General features: G+C 74.7%; 15 protein-coding genes. 8 read left to right on the forward strand and 7 right to left on the reverse strand.

Annotated features, from left to right (window positions below):
* The first annotated feature begins 128 nt into the window (after window positions 1–128).
* Window positions 129–389, forward strand: a complete 261-nt coding sequence (locus C0216_RS07315) for a hypothetical protein (protein WP_114054468.1) — start codon at window positions 129–131, stop codon at window positions 387–389.
* Between the two features lie 7 nt (window positions 390–396).
* On the opposite strand, the gene C0216_RS07320 is transcribed toward C0216_RS07315, so the two are convergent.
* From C0216_RS07320 to C0216_RS07330, 3 genes are all read right to left on the reverse strand, one after another.
* A complete protein-coding gene (locus C0216_RS07320) occupies window positions 397–1,197 on the reverse strand; it encodes a DNA-formamidopyrimidine glycosylase family protein (RefSeq protein ID WP_114054469.1) in 801 nt (266 codons plus the stop codon).
* Between the two features lie 120 nt (window positions 1,198–1,317).
* A complete protein-coding gene (locus tag C0216_RS07325) occupies window positions 1,318–1,992 on the reverse strand; it encodes a hypothetical protein (protein WP_114054470.1) in 675 nt (224 codons plus the stop codon).
* Window positions 1,993–2,162: 170 nt separating this feature from the next.
* Window positions 2,163–6,755 (reverse strand): ATP-dependent helicase, encoded by a 4,593-nt coding sequence (locus C0216_RS07330; RefSeq protein WP_114054471.1) that lies wholly within the window; start codon window positions 6,753–6,755, stop codon window positions 2,163–2,165.
* Window positions 6,756–6,875: 120 nt separating this feature from the next.
* On the opposite strand from C0216_RS07330, the gene C0216_RS07335 reads away from it, so the two are divergent.
* The 5 genes from C0216_RS07335 (at window position 6,876) to C0216_RS07355 (ending at window position 10,401) form a co-directional block, all read left to right on the forward strand.
* Window positions 6,876–7,706 carry an AraC family transcriptional regulator gene (locus C0216_RS07335; RefSeq protein WP_114054472.1) on the forward strand — a complete coding sequence of 277 codons (831 nt, stop codon included), beginning with the start codon at window positions 6,876–6,878 and terminating at the stop codon, window positions 7,704–7,706.
* A gap of 145 nt (window positions 7,707–7,851) precedes the next feature.
* A complete protein-coding gene (locus tag C0216_RS07340; RefSeq protein WP_114054473.1) occupies window positions 7,852–8,553 on the forward strand; it encodes an AzlC family ABC transporter permease in 702 nt (233 codons plus the stop codon).
* On the forward strand, window positions 8,550–8,858 hold the full coding sequence (locus tag C0216_RS07345) for an AzlD domain-containing protein (protein ID WP_114054474.1): 309 nt from the start codon (window positions 8,550–8,552) through the stop codon (window positions 8,856–8,858). Before C0216_RS07340 ends, C0216_RS07345 begins: the two co-directional genes overlap by 4 nt.
* A 31-nt stretch (window positions 8,859–8,889) precedes the next feature.
* Complete coding sequence (locus tag C0216_RS07350; protein WP_114054475.1) at window positions 8,890–9,084, forward strand: DUF3046 domain-containing protein; 195 nt, start codon at window positions 8,890–8,892, stop codon at window positions 9,082–9,084.
* A 222-nt stretch (window positions 9,085–9,306) separates the two neighbouring features.
* Complete coding sequence (locus C0216_RS07355) at window positions 9,307–10,401, forward strand: AI-2E family transporter (protein ID WP_114058508.1); 1,095 nt, start codon at window positions 9,307–9,309, stop codon at window positions 10,399–10,401.
* Here the strand turns inward: C0216_RS07355 and C0216_RS07360 are convergent.
* Window positions 10,355–11,110: a Clp protease N-terminal domain-containing protein gene (locus C0216_RS07360; protein WP_114054476.1), complete on the reverse strand. Its 756-nt coding sequence runs from the start codon at window positions 11,108–11,110 to the stop codon at window positions 10,355–10,357. The genes C0216_RS07355 and C0216_RS07360 overlap by 47 nt on opposite strands.
* A gap of 247 nt (window positions 11,111–11,357) precedes the next feature.
* On the opposite strand from C0216_RS07360, the gene recA reads away from it, so the two are divergent.
* Both recA and recX read left to right on the forward strand, forming a co-directional pair.
* The gene (recA, locus tag C0216_RS07365) at window positions 11,358–12,482 is read left to right on the forward strand and encodes a recombinase RecA (RefSeq protein ID WP_114054477.1); all 1,125 of its coding nucleotides are present in this window, start codon (window positions 11,358–11,360) and stop codon (window positions 12,480–12,482) included.
* Window positions 12,483–12,486: 4 nt separating this feature from the next.
* Window positions 12,487–13,071 (forward strand): recombination regulator RecX, encoded by a 585-nt coding sequence (gene recX, locus C0216_RS07370; RefSeq protein ID WP_114054478.1) that lies wholly within the window; start codon window positions 12,487–12,489, stop codon window positions 13,069–13,071.
* Between the two features lie 140 nt (window positions 13,072–13,211).
* Here the strand turns inward: recX and C0216_RS07375 are convergent, their stop codons facing one another.
* The 3 genes from C0216_RS07375 to C0216_RS07385 all read right to left on the reverse strand — a co-directional run bounded on the left by C0216_RS07375 (window position 13,212) and on the right by C0216_RS07385 (window position 16,542).
* On the reverse strand, window positions 13,212–14,786 hold the full coding sequence (locus C0216_RS07375) for an FAD-dependent monooxygenase (protein WP_114054479.1): 1,575 nt from the start codon (window positions 14,784–14,786) through the stop codon (window positions 13,212–13,214).
* A gap of 191 nt (window positions 14,787–14,977) precedes the next feature.
* Window positions 14,978–15,871: an amino acid ABC transporter permease gene (locus tag C0216_RS07380; protein ID WP_114054480.1), complete on the reverse strand. Its 894-nt coding sequence runs from the start codon at window positions 15,869–15,871 to the stop codon at window positions 14,978–14,980.
* Window positions 15,868–16,542: an amino acid ABC transporter permease gene (locus tag C0216_RS07385; RefSeq protein WP_114054481.1), complete on the reverse strand. Its 675-nt coding sequence runs from the start codon at window positions 16,540–16,542 to the stop codon at window positions 15,868–15,870. Before C0216_RS07385 ends, C0216_RS07380 begins: the two co-directional genes overlap by 4 nt.
* Between the last annotated feature and the right edge of the window lie 74 nt (window positions 16,543–16,616).

Consider the following 16,616-nt stretch of genomic DNA (forward strand, 5'->3'; position numbering starts at 1 on the left):
GAGCGTGGCCGGAGCCCCGGCCGGTGCGAGAGCACCGGCCGGGGCTCCTCGCCGTTTCGGGTGCGGGTGCGCAGGGTGTGCGGGAGGATGGGCCGCGTCCGGTCGCGGCCTGAACCCGGGAGGCAGCCGTGCGGCGGTTGGCCGTGCCCCTCGCGCTGGCGGCGGGCGTGCTCTGGTGCTGGGCGGTGCTGCGGCTGGTGCTGGAACCGGAGGCCTCCGGGACGCTGGAGGGCGCGGTGGCCGTGGGCGGCTGGGGGCTGGGCGTACTGCCGGTCCACTGCGCGCCGCACCGCGGCCGGCGGAAGGGCCGGGCCGACGGCGGCGGGGCCGCGGCGGGCGGGCGGCCCGATGCGGCGGAGGGCGTACCGGGACCGTACGGCCGCGACTGACGGGACATCAGTCGGGGTGCGGGCCGGACTGGCAGCCGGGGCACCAGTACGTCGGGCGGTCGTCCTGGTCGGCCCTGCGCACGGGGGTGCCGCAGCGCAGGCAGGGCAGGCCCAGGCGCCCGTAGACGAACAGGGCGCGGCCCGGCCGGCGGCTGCCGGTGGTGTTGCGGCCCTCGCCCGGGCCGGTGTTGGCGGCGAGCAGCCGCTGCGCCGCTGCGGCCATGCGGACGGCGGTCCTCGGCGCGTCGGGCAGGGCGCCGACCGGCGTCCAGGGGGTCGCCCCGGCCATGAAGCACAGCTCGCACTTGTACACGTTGCCGATGCCGGCCAGGTTGCGCTGGTCGAGCAGGGCCTCGCCGAGCGGCCGCTCCGGGGCGGCGAGCAGGTTGGCGGCGGCCCGGTCCGCGTTCCAGTCCGGGCCGAGGAGGTCGGGGCCGAGGTGCCCGACGACGCGGTCCTCGTCGGCGGTGCGCAGCAGCTCCACGACGGGCAGGCGGTAGCCGACGGCCGTGCGGTCGGCGGTGCCGAGGACGGCGCGGACCTCGTACAGGGGGCCGCCGCGCCATTTTCGGCCGGAGGGGAAGACGTGCCAGGCGCCGTCCATGCGCAGGTGGGTGTGGAGGGTCAGGCCGCCCTCGAAGCGGGCGAGGAGGTGTTTGCCGCGGGGGACGACCTCCAGGGTGGTGCGTCCGGTCAGGTCGGTGGTCGCCAGGCGCGGGACGCGCATGTCCCAGACGGCCAGCTCGCGGCCGGCGAGGGCGGCGTGCAGCCGGGCTGCGGCGCGCCAGACGCTGTCTCCTTCGGGCATGGGCCCATTGTGGGCCCGCGGGCACCGGGGAGACGGGCCGAGCCCCTGCGGCCGGGTGGCGCCGCAGGGGCTCGTGAGAGGGGCGGGAGGGTTCACCGGGCCGCTGATGCGGCCTGCGGGCTACTTCCAGACGAGGCCCTTGCCCTTGCCGAGGTACGGGTTGCCCCAGTACTCGGCGCCGGAGACCTTGGTCTCGGCGGACGGGGCCAGGGCGACGGCGCAGCCCGTGGCGGTCTGGCCGTTGGTGAAGCCCTTCGGCAGGGAGTCGTTCGGGCACTTCTCGAACTTGCCGATGACGGAGAGCTTGCCGGCCTCGCTGCCGTCGCCGAGCAGGCCCTTCATGTGGCCGACGCTGGTGTACGACAGGTCGACGGTGCCGACGTTCTTGATCGAGTACCGGATGTAGTACGGGACCTTGCCCTTGACCTGGTCGCCGAGCTTGAAGACGTCGAGGTCGGAGGGGTTGCCCTGCTCGATCGCGGTGACGGTGAGGGCGATCGTGCCGCCCTTGGTCTTGCCGTAGTCGAACGGGACGGTGGCCGTCTCGCCGATCTTGAAGGTCTGGCCGGGCTTGGCCGTGTCGCCGGGCGTGCCGCCGGCCGGCGCCCCGCTGCTCTGGCCGGCGTCCGGGGTGGCCGGTGCGGCGCTCTGGTCGCCGCCCGCGGGGGCGGAGGAGGCCGGGGCCGACGGCGCGGGGGCGAGCTCCTCGTTTCCGTTCTTGCAGCCGGTCAGCGTCAGGGTGCCGGCGACCGCCAGGCCGATGACGGCGGTGGTGGCTCGTCGCGTGTTGCTCACAGCTCTTCGTCCCCCATGTAGGTGCACTTTGATGTGGCATCGTCACGAGCGATGCCTGCGGGAATCTTGATAGCCGAGGCGCGGGGCCGCATTCCAGCCATGGCGGGGTCTGTGACATGCTCCGTACATAAGTGCGACGTAAGTGCAACGGCCGAGACCTCACCGAAGCCTTACGGCCGCAGCCGCAGCCCCCGCGGACTCGCGTGGAAGCCGGCCGCCTCCAGCACCCCGCCCAGCGGCGACGTCAGCGCCGGCGCCGCATTGATCCGCTCCACCGTCAGCGCCGGGAGCGTCCCCGCCCGCGACGCCTCCGCCAGCGCGCCCGCCGCCGCGGCCAGCCTCGGATCCTCCGCCTCCGGCCATGCCAGCAGCGTCTTCCCGCCGCGCTCCAGGTACAGCACCAGCTCCCCGTCCACCAGCACCACCAGCGAGCCCGCCTTGCGGCCCGGCTTGTGCGAGGCCCCCGCCGGGGGCTCCGGCCACGGCAGGGCCGCCCCGTACGCGTTCGCCGGGTCCGCCGCGGCCAGCACCACCGCCGCCAGCGGCGGCGGATTGCGCTCCGCCGACCGCAGCCGGTCCACCGCACCGTCCATCGCGAACTGCGCCGCGCCCAGCCCCTCCACCACGTACCCGCGGCGGGCCTGCCCGCTGTCTTCGAACGCCGACAGCACCCGGTACACCGCGCTGAAGCCGCCCTCGACGCCCTCGGCGGCCACCGCCCCCCGCGTCACCACCCCGTGCCGGTCCAGGAGCGTACGGGCCAGGGCGTGCGCCCGGTGGGTCGGATCCGGCGCCTGCTCCGGCACCAGCGACCAGCGGCCCGAGACCGTGGGCGGCCCCTGCCGCACGGCCTGGGCCGCGCCCACCGCGCCGTACCGCCCGCGGGGCACCGTACGGCGCGCCCGGTGGGCGGTGGCCCCGGCCGTGCGGCCCGAGCCCAGCACCGCCCGCAGCGGCGCCAGCGTGTCGTTCGTCAGCCGGCCCGACCAGGCCAGGTCCCACAGGGCGTCCGCCAACGCCGGCTCGGAGGCCTCCGGATGGCGGGCCCGGACCGCCTGCGCGACCTGGCGGAAGAACAGCCCGTACCCGCCCGACAGCGCGTCCAGCACCGCCTCGTGAAGCGGCGTCAGCTCCAGCGGGTGCGCGGCAGGCAGCAGCAGCGGCGCCGCGTCCGCCAGGTACAGCGACACCCACCCGTCCTTGCCGGGCAGGGCCCCGGCGCCGGCCCACACCACCTCCCCGGTGGTGGTCAGCTCGTCCAGCATGGCCGGCGAGTAGCCCGCCACCCGCGAGGGCAGGACCAGCCGCTCCAGCGCCGACGCGGGCACCGGGGCGCCCTGCAGCTGCTCGATCGCCCTGGCCAGGCCGTCGATGCCGCGCAGCCCGCCGCCCAGGTGCTGCCACTGCGGCAGGAACACCGCCAGCGAGGCCGGCGGCACCGGCTCCAGCTCCTCGCGCAGCGCGGCCAGCGAGCGCCGCCGCAGCCTGCGCAGCACCGCCGCGTCGCACCACTCCTGGCCGATCCCCGCCGGATGGAACTCCCCCTGCACGACGCGCCCCGCCGCCGCCAGCCGGTGCAGGGCCCCCTCGGTGACCGCCGCCCCCAGCCCGAACCGGGCCGCCGCGGCGACCGTGGTGAACGGGCCGTGCGTCCGCGCGTACCGCGCGAGCAGGTCGCCCAGCGGGTCCTTCACCGGCTCGGTGAACGCCTCCGGCACGCCCACCGGCAGCGCCGTCCCCAAAGCGTCGCGCAGCCGCCCCGCGTCCTCGACGGCCGCCCAGTGCTCCTCGCCCGCGATGCGCACCCGGATCACCCGCCGGGCCCGCTCCAGACCCCGGGCCCACGCCTCCTGGGCACCCCGCCGGACCAACTCCCCGTCCGTGAGCGGTCCCAGCAGCCGCAGCAGGTCGGCCACGGATTCCTCGTCCCTGGCCCGCCGGTCCGGCGAGAGCCACTGCAGCTCCTGCTCCAGCTCCGCCAGCACCCCGGCGTCCAGCAGCTCCCGCAGCTCCGCCTGGCCGAGCAGCTCCGCCAGCAGCCGCGAGTCCAGCGACAGCGCGGCCGCCCGCCGCTCCGCCAGCGGCGAGTCCCCCTCGTACAGGAACTGGGCGACGTACCCGAACAGCAGCGACCGCGCGAACGGCGACGGCTCCGCCGTCGTCACCTCCACCAGCCGCACCCGCCGCGCCTCGATGTCCCCCATCAGCTCGGCCAGCCCCGGCACGTCGAAGACGTCCTGCAGGCACTCCCGCACGGCTTCCAGCACGATCGGGAACGACCCGAACTCCGAGGCCACCTGGAGCAGCTGGGACGCCCGCTGCCGCTGCTGCCACAGCGGCGTGCGCCGGCCCGGATTGCGCCGCGGCAGCAGCAGCGCCCGCGCCGCGCACTCCCGGAACCGCGAGGCGAACAGCGCGGAGCCGCCCACCTGGTCGGTGACGATCCCGGCGACCTCCCCGTGGTCGAAGGCCACGTCCGCCGCGCCCAGCGGCGCCTGATCGTCGTCGAACGCGAAGGAGTGCACGGACGCCGGATCGTGGTCGAGGAGGTCCGCCGACAGCAGGTCGGCGTCCGGCAGGCGCAGCACGATGCCGTCGTCCCCGTGCATCACCTGCGCGTCCATCCCGTACTTCTCCGCGAGCCGGGCGCTCAGTGCCAGCGCCCACGGGGCGTGCACCTGCGCACCGAACGGGGAGTGCACCACGACCCGCCAGTCCCCGAGCTCGTCCCGGAACCGCTCGACCACGATCGTCCGGTCGTCCGGCACGTGCCCGCAGGCCTCCCGCTGCTCCGCCAGGTACGCCAGCACGTTCTCCGCGGCCCACCCGTCGAGCCCCGCCGCCAGCAGCCGCAGCCGGGCGTCCTCGGCGGTCATCGCACCGACCTCGCGCAGGAACGCGCCGACCGCCCGGCCCAGTTCCAGCGGGCGGCCCAGCTGGTCGCCCTTCCAGAACGGCAGCCGCCCCGGCACCCCGGGGGCCGGCGTGACCAGCACCCGGTCCCGGGTGATGTCCTCGATCCGCCACGACGTGGTGCCCAGGGTGAACACGTCCCCCACGCGGGACTCGTACACCATCTCCTCGTCGAGCTCGCCGACCCGCCCGCCGCCCTTCTTCGGGTCCGCGCCGGCCAGGAAGACGCCGAACAGCCCCCGGTCGGGGATGGTGCCGCCCGAGGTGACCGCCAGCCGCTGCGCCCCGGGCCGGCCCGTGACCGTCCCCGCGACCCGGTCCCACACCACCCGCGGGCGCAGCTCCGCGAACGCGTCCGACGGGTAGCGCCCCGCCAGCATGTCCAGCACCCCGGTGAACGCCGACTCCGGCAGCGCCGCGAACGGCGCGGCCCGCCGCACAAGCGCCAGCAGCTCGTCCAGCTGCCAGGTGTCCATCGAGGTCATCGCGACCACCTGCTGCGCCAGCACGTCCAGCGGGTTCGACGGGATGCGCAGCGACTCGATGGCCCCCGACCGCATCCGCTCCGTCACGACCGCCGCCTGCACCAGGTCGCCCCGGTACTTGGGGAACACCACCCCCGTCGAGACCGCGCCCACCTGGTGCCCGGCGCGGCCCACCCGCTGGAGCCCCGACGCCACCGACGGCGGCGACTCCACCTGCACCACCAGGTCCACCGCGCCCATGTCGATGCCGAGCTCCAGGCTGGAGGTGGCGACCACCGCGGGCAGCCGGCCCGCCTTCAGGTCCTCCTCCACCAGAGCGCGCTGCTCCTTGGACACCGAGCCGTGGTGCGCCCGCGCCAGCAGCGGCGGAGCGCCCAGCGCCGCCCCCGACTGCGCCATCACCTCGGCCGGAGGCGCGCCCTCCGGCAGCCGCTCGCCCACCGCGCGCTCGTACGCGATCTCGTTCAGGCGGTTGCACAGCCGCTCCGCGAGGCGGCGCGAGTTGGCGAACACGATGGTGGAGCGGTGCGCCTGCACCAGGTCGGCGATCCGCTCCTCCACATGCGGCCAGATCGACGGCCGGTCGCCGCCCTCCCGGCCCTCCGCGGCAGGGGAGCCGCCCAACTCGCCCAGGTCCTCGACCGGGACGACCACCGACAGGTCGAACTCCTTCTCCGACGGCGGCTGCACGATCTCCACCCGGCCGCGCGGCGAGAGGTACCGGGCCACCTCCTCCACCGGGCGCACCGTCGCCGACAGGCCGATCCGGCGGGCCGGGCGCGGCAGCAGCTCGTCCAGCCGCTCCAGGGAGAGCGCCAGGTGCGCGCCGCGCTTGGTCCCCGCTACCGCGTGCACCTCGTCCAGGATGACCGTCTCCACTCCGGACAGCGCCTCCCGCGTCGCCGACGTCAGCATCAGGAACAGCGACTCGGGCGTGGTGATCAGGATGTCCGGCGGCCGGGTCGCCAGCGCGCGGCGCTCGGCGGCCGGGGTGTCCCCCGAGCGGATCCCGACCCGGACCTGCGGCTCCGGCAGCCCGAGCCGCACCGACTCCTGCCCGATGCCGGTCAGCGGGCTGCGCAGGTTCCGCTCGACGTCGACCGCGAGGGCCTTCAGCGGCGACACGTACAGCACGCGGCAGCGCTTCCTCGGCTCCGCGGGCGGCGGTTCGGAGGCCAGCCGGTCCAGGGCGGCGAGGAAGGCCGCCAGCGTCTTGCCGGAGCCGGTCGGCGCGACGACCAGGACGTCGGACCCCTGCCCGATGGCCCGCCAGGCGCCCTCCTGGGCGGCGGTGGGCGCACGGAAAGCCCCCGTGAACCAGGAGCGGGTCGCGGGGGAGAACGCCTCAAGCGCAGAGCCGGCCATGCCCCCATCCTGCACCCCGGCACCGACAAGGGCCGTGACCTGCGCACTCGCCGCAGCCGCCGGGCCCGGCCGACCGGACCCGCCGCCGGCCGGGCCGCGGCCGGCGCGCAGAATGGAGGGGTGGCGCGAGCGGACGGCAGGGAGTGGGCGCGGCACTGGCGGTACGCGGAGCTGCCGGGCCTGGACCTGCTGCGCGCCCGGTACGTCAGCCACTCCTTCCCCCGGCACGCCCACGACGGGTACGTCATCGCGGCCGTCACCGGCGGCGTCGAGGAGGTCGGCCTGCCCGGCGGCACCCTGCGCGCCGGCCCCGGCAGCATCGTCCTGATCAACCCCGAGGTCCCGCACACGGCGCGTGCCGGCGTCCCCGAGGGCTGGACGTACGCCACCCTCTACCCCTCCCGCGAGCTGGTCGGCCGCGTCGCCGCCGAGATCGCCGGGCTCCGCGGAACGCCCGGATTCACCGTCGACACCGTCGCCGACCCGCAGACCTCGCACACGGTCACGGAGGTGCACCGGGCCGCCGAGGAGGGCAACGCCCTCGCCGCCGACACCCTGCTGCACACCGCGGTGGCCCGGATGCTGGCCCGGCACGCGGGCCCGCTGCCGGCCGTGCCCGCCGCGAGCGCCGGGGCCGCGGGCGCGGCGCGGGCCCGGGCGGTGCTGCTGGAGCGCATGGCCGACCCGCCGTCGCTGGAGCAGCTCGCCGCAGAGCTCGGGACCAGCCCGTTCGCGCTGCTGCGGGCGTTCCGCGAGCGCTACGGGATGCCGCCGCACACCTGGCTGACCGACGCCCGGGTGCGGCGGGCGCGCCGCCTGCTGGACGCGGGCACCGCCCCGGCCGAGGCGGCCGTCGCCGTCGGCTTCACCGACCAGCCCCACCTGAACAGGCACTTCACCCGCATCGTCGGGGTCCCGCCGGGCGCCTACCGGCGCGAGCGGGCCGGATAGCCGCGCCGCGCCCCTGCCCGCGCCTCCGCCCGCCGGGCCTGCAAGAACGTACAAGACCGGACCCGCCCGCCGTGCGTACCGTCGGGGGGTGCAAGAACGTCAGACGGTGATACGACAGGACCGGCCCGCCCCCGGGGACACCCCCATGGCGGCGGGTGCGGGCGGCGCAGCGGAGCCCGCCGGGCGGCCGCGCGGCCGGGTGGTGCGCGACGCCCTCGGGGTCGGGGTGGCCGTCGGCCTGTCCGGCTTCGCGTTCGGGGTGACCGCCGCCGGATCCGGGGTGAGCGCCCTCCAGGCGTGCGTCCTGAGCCTGTTCGTCTTCACCGGTGCCTCGCAGTTCGCGCTGGTCGGGGCGCTCGCCGCGGGCGGCAACCCGTTCACGGCCGCCGCCGGCGCCTTCTTCCTCGGCACCCGGAACGCCTTCTACGGGCTGCGCCTGTCGCAGCTGCTCGCCCTGCCGCGGGCCGTGCGCCCGCTCGCCGCGCACTGGGTGATCGACGAGACCGCCGCCGTCGCGCTGGCCCAGCCCGACCGCCGCTCGGCGCGCCTCGGGTTCACCGTGACCGGCCTGACGCTGTACGTGCTGTGGAACCTCACCACCCTGCTCGGGGTGCTCGGCGCCGAGGCGATCGGGGACACGGCCGCCTGGGGGCTGGACGCCGCCGGCCCCGCCGTCTTCCTGGCCCTGCTGGCGCCGATGCTGCGGACCGGCACCGAGCGCGCCGTCGCCGTGCTCGCCGTCGTCCTCGGGCTGGGCCTGCTGCCCGTGCTGCCCGCCGGGCTGCCGGTGCTCGCCGCCGCGCTCGCCGCCCCCGCGATCCTCTGGCTGAAGGGACGCCGCAAGTGAACGTGTGGCTCGCCATCGTGCTGACCGCCGCCGGCTGCTACGCCGTCAAGCTGGCCGGGCTCCTCGTGCCCGCCGGGGCGCTGGAGCGGCCCCTGGTGCGCCGGCTCGCGGGACTCCTGCCGGTCGCCCTGCTCGCAGCGCTCACCGCCCAGCAGACCTTCGGCGCCGGGCAGCAGGTCGTCCTCGACGCCCGCGCGGCGGGCCTGGCCGCCGCCGGGATCGCGCTGCTGCTGCGGGCCCCGTTCCTGCTCGTGGTCGGGGCGGCCGTCGCCGTCACCGCGGGCGTGCGCGCCCTGGGCGGGTAGGGCCCCGGCGGCCGGGCGGGATACTGGGGTCATGCGGTTGACGATTTTCTGGGAGCGGATGGCCGAGCACTTCGGGGCCGGCTACGCCGACTCCTTCGCGCGGGACCACGTCATGTCCGAGCTCGGCGGGCGCACCGTCCACGAGGCGCTGGAGGCGGGCTGGGAGGCCAAGGACGTCTGGCGCGCGGTGTGCTCCGCCGCGGGCGTGCCCGATTCGCTGCGCTGACGCCGTCGGCCGTTTGCCCGTACGCCAGGCGGGTGGGACAGACTGGGCGGCGTGGCAGCCACCGACGACACGACCGAGCGCACCGGGCCGCCGCCCGCGCGCAGCGACGACGAGGCCCGGCCGGGAGGCGGCGACCCCGCCCCGGGCCCAGCCGCCGGCCCCGCCGCGGCGCCCGCGGCGACCGCCGCGGCGGCGGTCCGCGCGGCGGCCGCCGGCGAGCGGATGCCCCGCTGGCTGCCGCGCGCCGTCGTCCTCGTCCTGGCTCTGATCGCCTGCTACCGCCTCGGCAGCTGGGCCTTCCACCAGCTGATCGGGCTGCTCGTCAACATCCTGATCGCGTTCTTCCTCGCCCTCGCGATCGAGCCCGCGGTGTCCCGGATGGCGGCCCGCGGCGTGCGCCGGGGGCTCGCCACCTTCCTGGTGTTCCTCGCGGTGCTCGTCGTGTCCGTCGGATTCGTCGTGCTGCTCGGCTCGATGCTCGCCGGGCAGATCGTCGAGATGGTGGAGAGCTTCCCCCGCTACCTCGACTCGGTGATCGGCTCGATCAACGCGACCTTCCACACCGAGCTGTCCCGGCTCGCGATCCAGGACAGCCTGCTGCACTCGGACTGGCTGCAGAAGTACGTCCAGGACAGCGCGAGCGGCGTGCTCGACGTGTCCGCCACCGTCCTCGGCGGGCTGTTCCGGCTGCTGACGGTCGGCCTGTTCGCCTTCTACTTCGCCGCGGACGGGCCGCGCCTGCGGCGCGCACTGTGCTCCGTGCTGCCCCCGTCGAAGCAGGCGGAGGTGCTGCGCGCCTGGGAGATCGCCGTCGCCAAGACGGGCGGCTACCTGTACTCGCGCGGGTTGATGGCCCTGGTCTCGGGGTTCGCCCACTACGTGCTGTTCGCGGTCCTGGGGGTGCCCTACGCGCCGGCGCTCGCGGTGTGGGTGGGGCTGGTCTCGCAGTTCATCCCCACCATCGGCACCTACCTGGCGGGCGCCCTGCCCATGCTGATCGCCTTCCCGGTCGATCCGCTGTACACGCTGTACGTCCTCGGCTTCGTGGTGGTGTACCAGCAGTTCGAGAACTACGTCCTCCAGCCGAAGCTGACCTCGCGGACGGTGGACATCCACCCCGCCGTCGCCTTCGGCTCGGTGATCGCGGGGACGGCCCTGCTGGGCGCGGTCGGGGCGCTGATCGCGATCCCGGCCGTCGCCACGCTGCAGGCCTTCCTCGGCGCGTACGTCAGGCGGTACGAGCTGACCGCGGGCGCCGACGCGGGCGCGCCTACGCCTGGTCCGCGCCGCCGAGTACGGCTGCCAGGGCTTCGCTGACGGCCGCCTCGGTGGCGGCCTTGTCGAGACCGGCGCCGCACAGGACGCCCTCGCCGTGCTCCAGTTCGAGCAGGGCCAGCAGGATGTGCTCGGTGCCGACGTAGTCGTGGCCGAGGCGCAGGGCCTCGCGGAACGTCAGCTCCAGGGCCTTCTTCGCGGAGGCGTCGAAGGGGATCAGCTCCGGCAGGGCGCCCTCGGCCGGCGCGGGCAGCGCGGCGCGGGCCGCGGAGCGCACGGCGTCCGGCGCGACGCCCTGTGCCCGCAGGGCGAGCATCGCGAGGCCCTCCGTGTCGGCGACCAGGCCGAGGACGAGGTGCCCGGTGCCGATCTCGGTGTTGCCGGCGGTTCGGGCGGCCTCCTGCGCGGCCACGACGACGTTGCGGGCGCGCGGCGTGAAGCGGCCGAAGCCCTGGGCGGACTCGCCGGCCCCGCCTTCCTTGTCGGCCTTGGGGACGAAGCGCTTCTGGGCGGCCTGCCGGGTGACGCCCATGCTGCGGCCGATGTCGGTCCAGGAGGCGCCGGAGCGGCGGGCCTGGTCCACGAAGTGGCCGATGAGGTGGTCGGCGACGTCGCCCAGGTGCTCGGCGGCGACGACCGCGTTGCTGAGCTGGTCGAGGGCGTCGGTGTGGGCCTTCTTGATGACCTCGATCAGGTCGTCGAGGCGGACCGGGACGGTCGTGCGAACGGGTTCCTGAGAAGGGTTCGTCATGAGTGCAACCCTAGGTTGACAGTCCATTGAGTGTCAACCACGGGTTGTCAATCGGCTGGGCCGGGGCGCGGTCGCGGCTGTCCGGGGGAGGCCGTCGGAGGTCCTGCCGGGTCGGCTTGACAGGGAAATCGAACATCCATTCTGATGGGTTATCCACAGCCGAAACGGGCGTGGGAGCGGATTGTCAGTGGCACGCGTTAGCGTCAATGACGTGAAGCGATCGACTCAAGCAAACCGGGTGGAACCCATGGCAGGCACCGACCGCGAGAAGGCTCTCGACGCCGCTCTCGCCCAGATTGAACGGCAATTCGGCAAGGGTGCGGTCATGCGCCTGGGCGACCGGCCGAACGAGCCCATCGAGGTCATCCCGACCGGGTCGACCGCTCTGGACATCGCCCTCGGCGTCGGCGGCCTGCCGCGCGGCCGCGTCGTCGAGATCTACGGCCCGGAGTCCTCCGGCAAGACGACCCTGACCCTGCACGCCGTGGCCAACGCGCAGAAGGCCGGCGGCACCGTCGCCTTCGTCGACGCGGAGCACGCCCTCGACCCCGAGTACGCCCGCGCCCTCGGCGTCGACACCGACAACCTCATCCTCTCCCAGCCGGACACCGGCGAGCAGGCCCTCGAAATCGTGGACATGCTCGTCCGCTCGGGCGCCCTCGACCTCATCGTCATCGACTCCGTCGCCGCGCTCGTGCCGCGTGCGGAGATCGAGGGCGAGATGGGCGACTCGCACGTGGGCCTCCAGGCCCGCCTGATGAGCCAGGCCCTCCGCAAGATCACCAGCGCGCTCAACCAGTCCAAGACCACCGCGATCTTCATCAACCAGCTCCGCGAGAAGATCGGCGTCATGTTCGGCTCCCCCGAGACCACCACCGGTGGCCGGGCGCTCAAGTTCTACGCCTCCGTGCGCATCGACATCCGCCGCATCGAGACCCTCAAGGACGGCACCGAGGCGGTCGGCAACCGGACCCGCTGCAAGGTCGTCAAGAACAAGGTCGCGCCGCCGTTCAAGCAGGCCGAGTTCGACATCCTCTACGGCCAGGGCATCAGCCGCGAGGGCGGTCTGATCGACATGGGCGTGGAGCACGGCTTCATCCGCAAGGCCGGCGCCTGGTACACGTACGAGGGAGACCAGCTCGGCCAGGGCAAGGAGAACGCCCGCAACTTCCTGAAGGACAACCCCGACCTCGCCAACGAGATCGAGCGGAAGATCAAGGAGAAGCTCGGCGTGGGCGTCCGCAAGGGGGCCCAGCCCGCCGCGGAGGGCACCGCCGAGGAGGCGGCCGCCGCTGCCGACGGCGACGCCAAGAACGTTCCCGCCCCCGCGTCGAAGGCGAAGACGGCCAAGGCCGCCGCCGCCAAGAGCTGACCCGGTGCGGGAACACGACGGGGACGGCGGCTCCGGCACGACGAGGGCCGAGCGGGAGCTGCCGCCCCAGAGTCCCGAAGAGCAGGCGCGGGCGATCTGCCTGCGCCTGCTCACCGGGATGCCGCGCACCCGGCGCCAGCTCGCGGACGCCCTGGCCAAGCGCGGCATCCCCGACGAGGCCGCCGAGGAGGTCCTCTCCCGCTTCGAGGAAGTGGGCCTCATCGACGACGCCGCGTTCGCCGGCGCCTGGGTCGAGTCCCGCCACCGCGGGCGGGGCCTCGCCCGCCGGGCCCTCGCGCAGGAACTCCGCACCAAGGGCGTCGGCGCCGCCCTCGTCCAGGAAGCCCTCGGCCAGCTGGACTCCGAGCAGGAGGAGCAGACCGCCCGCGAGCTGGTCGAGCGCAGACTCCGCTCCACGCGCGGCCTCGACCGGGACAAGCGGATCCGGCGCCTGGCCGGGATGCTCGCCCGCAAGGGCTACCCGGAGGGCATGGCCCTGCGCGTGGTCCGCCGCGCCCTCGAAGCCGAGGGCGCGGACGACGGCGAGGGCGACGGCCTCGGGCCCGGCGCGGGGTATCCGGAGGACTGACGCGCAGGCCAGGGCGCCCGTCACGGGCCGCCGACTCCGCGTACGGACGAGACACGCCCCGCCCGTAGGGGCCGCGGGCCCGCTCCGGAAGGGCACCGGTGCGGATCGGCCGCGTTTCCGCCACAGCGGCCGCGGGACGGTCAGTCGACCGCGCCGGAGGGCGTGGTGGACGGGGTGCGGTCCGGCGTGGCGGGGGCTCCCATGCGGACGGCGTCCGCCGCCTCGTACAGCTCGGCCGGCCGTACGCCCGCGAACGTCGCGGCGAGGTGCCCGTCGGGCCGGACCAGCAGCACGGTGTGGGCCGGGGCGCCCGGGTAGCCGTCGGCGACGAGCAGGTCCGCCCGCACCGGCAGGGCGCTCACCGCCGCGGCGAGCCGGGGCATCAGCCCGGCGCCGAGCCAGTGCCGCCGGTCCCAGACCCCGGTGCCCGGGGCGACCAGCACCACCAGCAGCCGGCCCCGGCCGAGCATGTCGCGCAGCGGGACGGTCGAGCCGTCGGGGGCCGACACGGGGACGTTCGCGACGGGGCCGCCCGGATCGGTGGCCGTGGGCACCTCGCGCACCGCCACCGGCGGCGCATAGGCGGGCAGCGCGCCGAGCGGGCCGCGGCCCAGGTGGCCGTCGGTGAGGAGGGCTTCGCCGCTGCGGCCGGAACCCGGCAGCAGGGTCCGCAGCCCGCCGCCCCCGCGGAGCGCGGGCACGGCCTGGTCGGCGGCCCGCAGCCGGGCGGCGACCGCGGTGCGCCGCTCGTCCTCGTAGCTGTCCAGCAGCGACTCCGAGGCGCCGTGGTGCCAGGCCAGCGCCAGCTTCCAGGCGAGGTTCTCGGCGTCCCGGAGCCCCTCCTCGACGCCCTGGGTGCCGAGGGCGCCCAGGAGGTGCGCGGCGTCCCCGGCGAGGAAGGCGCGGCGTTCCCGCCAGCGGATGGCCAGCCGGTGGTGCAGCGTGTGCACCCCGGTGTCGAGGAGGTCGTACGGGGGAGTGGTGCCCTCGCACCAGGAGGCCATCGTGTCCCGGATCAGCGTCACCAGCGCGTCCGGCGTGACGAGTTCCCCGCGGGCCGGCAGCAGCCAGTCGAGCCGCCACACCCCGTCGGGCAGCGGCCGGGCGGTGGTCTCGTGCGGCGGGTCGCGGTGCAGGAGCGCCTCGCCCGGCCAGGGCAGCTCGGTGCGCAGCGCGGCCACCGCATGCCGCTCGACGGCGGTGCGGCCCGGGAAGCGGATGCCGAGAAGTTTGCGGACGGTCGATCGCGCCCCGTCGCAGCCGACGAGGTGGCTGCCCCGCCACCAGGTCGTCTCCGCGCCGCGAGTGTGGGCGGTGACGCCGCGGTCGTCCTGCTCCAGGGCGTCGAGCCTGCTGTCGGTGACCAGGTTGACCAGCGGGTGGACCGCGGCGGCGCCGCGCAGCCCCCGGGTGAGGGCGTGCTGGGGCACATGCAGCGGAGCCGGCTCGTCGTCGAAGGTGATCCGGCCGGTGTCGCGGCCGCGCCGCCGCGTGCGCCAGGCCGCGTACGACGCGCCTTCGTCGCGCAGGGGCGCACAGCCCAGGCGGTGCACCATGGCGGCGGTGTCGGAATGGAGGACGACCGTCCGGGCGGGCCGGGGGAGGTCCTTGCCGGGCCCCTCGTCGAGTACGACGGACGGCACGCCCTGGCCGGCCAGGGCGAGGGACAGGGCCAGCCCGACCGGCCCCGCACCGACGACGATCACCGGGTCCACGAGGCGGCTCCCGATGTCCGGTATGTGATCACAGAACGTATGCAACCCACTGGAGGTGCCTGCGTCAAGTGACACCCTCCCCGGGCATGCGCGTGGTGCGGCGGATGGGATCCGCCGCACCACATGTGCCACGCCTGTTCATTGACCGGGTGTCAGGGAACCGGCGCCGGGCCGGCGCCGTCCCTCCCGGGTCAGGGGGCCTTGCCCACGCCGGCCGCGCCGCCCGCGTCGACCTCGGCCACATCGCCCTCGACGACCGCGCCCGTGCCCTTCTTCGACTGCCGCAGCCGGCGTTCGAGGAACGAGGCGAGACCGGTGAGCGCGAAGTTCACCGCGATGTAGATCAGGGCGATCACGACCATCGTCGCGATGGTGTTGCTGTAGTTGGCGGAGATCTGCCGGTTCATCGACATCAGGTCCGCGAAGCCGAGGACTGCGCCGCCGAGCGCGGTGTCCTTCAGGATCACGACGAGCTGGCTGACCAGTGCCGGCAGCATCGCCGTGACGGCCTGCGGGACCAGGACGTAGACCATCATCTGGCCCTTGCGCATGCCGATCGCCTTGGCGGCGTCGGTCTGGCCGCGCGGCAGCGACAGGATGCCGGCCCGGACGATCTCGGCGATGACCGAGGCGTTGTACAGGACGAGGCCGGTGACCACCGCGTACAGCGGGCGCAGGTCGGAGCTGACGGTGCCGAGCAGCACGTACAGCGCCGAGCTGAAGATCATCAGCATCAGGACCGGGATGGCCCGGAAGAACTCCACGACCGTGCTGACCGGGACGCGCACCCACGCGTGGTCGGAGAGTCGGCCGATGCCCAGCAGCGCACCGAGCGGCAGGGCTATCACCATGGCGATCAGGCCGGCCTTCAGCGTTTCGACGAGGCCGGGGAGGAGGAACGTCGTCCAGATCTGGCTGTCGGTGACGAAGGGGAGCCATTTGTCGGCGTCGAGCTGGTTCTTCTCGGCCATGCGGTCGAGAATCCACCAGAGGGCCAGCCCGACCAGCACGGCAAAGACGGCCGTGTAGATCCAGTTGCGGACCTTCGCCTTGGGGCCGGGGGCGTCGTACAGAACGGAGCTCATCGCTTCACCGCCACTCGCTTGGCCACCTGGCCCAGCAGCAGGCCGGTGGGCAGGGTCAGCAGGACGAAGCCGAGGGCGAAGACCCCGAAGACCGCGAAGAGCGCGTCCGCCTCGTTCTCCAGCATTTCCTTCATCAGCAGGGCCGCCTCGGCCACACCGATGGTTGCCGCCACCGTGGTGTTCTTGGTGAGGGCGATCAGTACGTTGGTGAGCGGCGCGATGACCGCCCGGAAGGCCTGGGGGAGCACGATCAGCGTGAGCACCTGGAAGAAGCTCAGGCCCAGCGCGCGGGCGGCCTCGGCCTGTCCCACGGGTACCGTGTTGATGCCGGATCGAAGCGCCTCACAGACGAACGTGCCGGTGTAGGCGACCAGACCGAGGATCGCCAGACGGAAGCCGATCTCCTTGGAGTCTCCGCCGGCGAGCGTGATGCCCAACGTCTGATCCAGGCCCAGCGAGCAGCCGAGGATCAGCAGCGTCAGCGGCGTGTTGCGCACGATGTTGACGTACGCCGTGCCGAAGGACCGCATCAGCGGAACGGGACTGACCCGCATCCCGGCCAGCATCAGGCCCCAGATCAGGGACCCAGCGGCGGAGTAGAGGGTGAGCTGAACCGTCACCCAGAAGGCTCCGAGCACGTCGTATTGCCCGGAAGTAAGAAAGTCGAACACGTTGCCCTGCGCTCTCCCCAGGATGGCCGGTGAGCCGCGCCGCCGCCCGCGAGGAGCGGGCGGCGGCGCGCCTC

Source organism: Streptomyces globosus, assembly GCF_003325375.1.
Taxonomy (GTDB): domain Bacteria; phylum Actinomycetota; class Actinomycetes; order Streptomycetales; family Streptomycetaceae; genus Streptomyces; species Streptomyces globosus_A.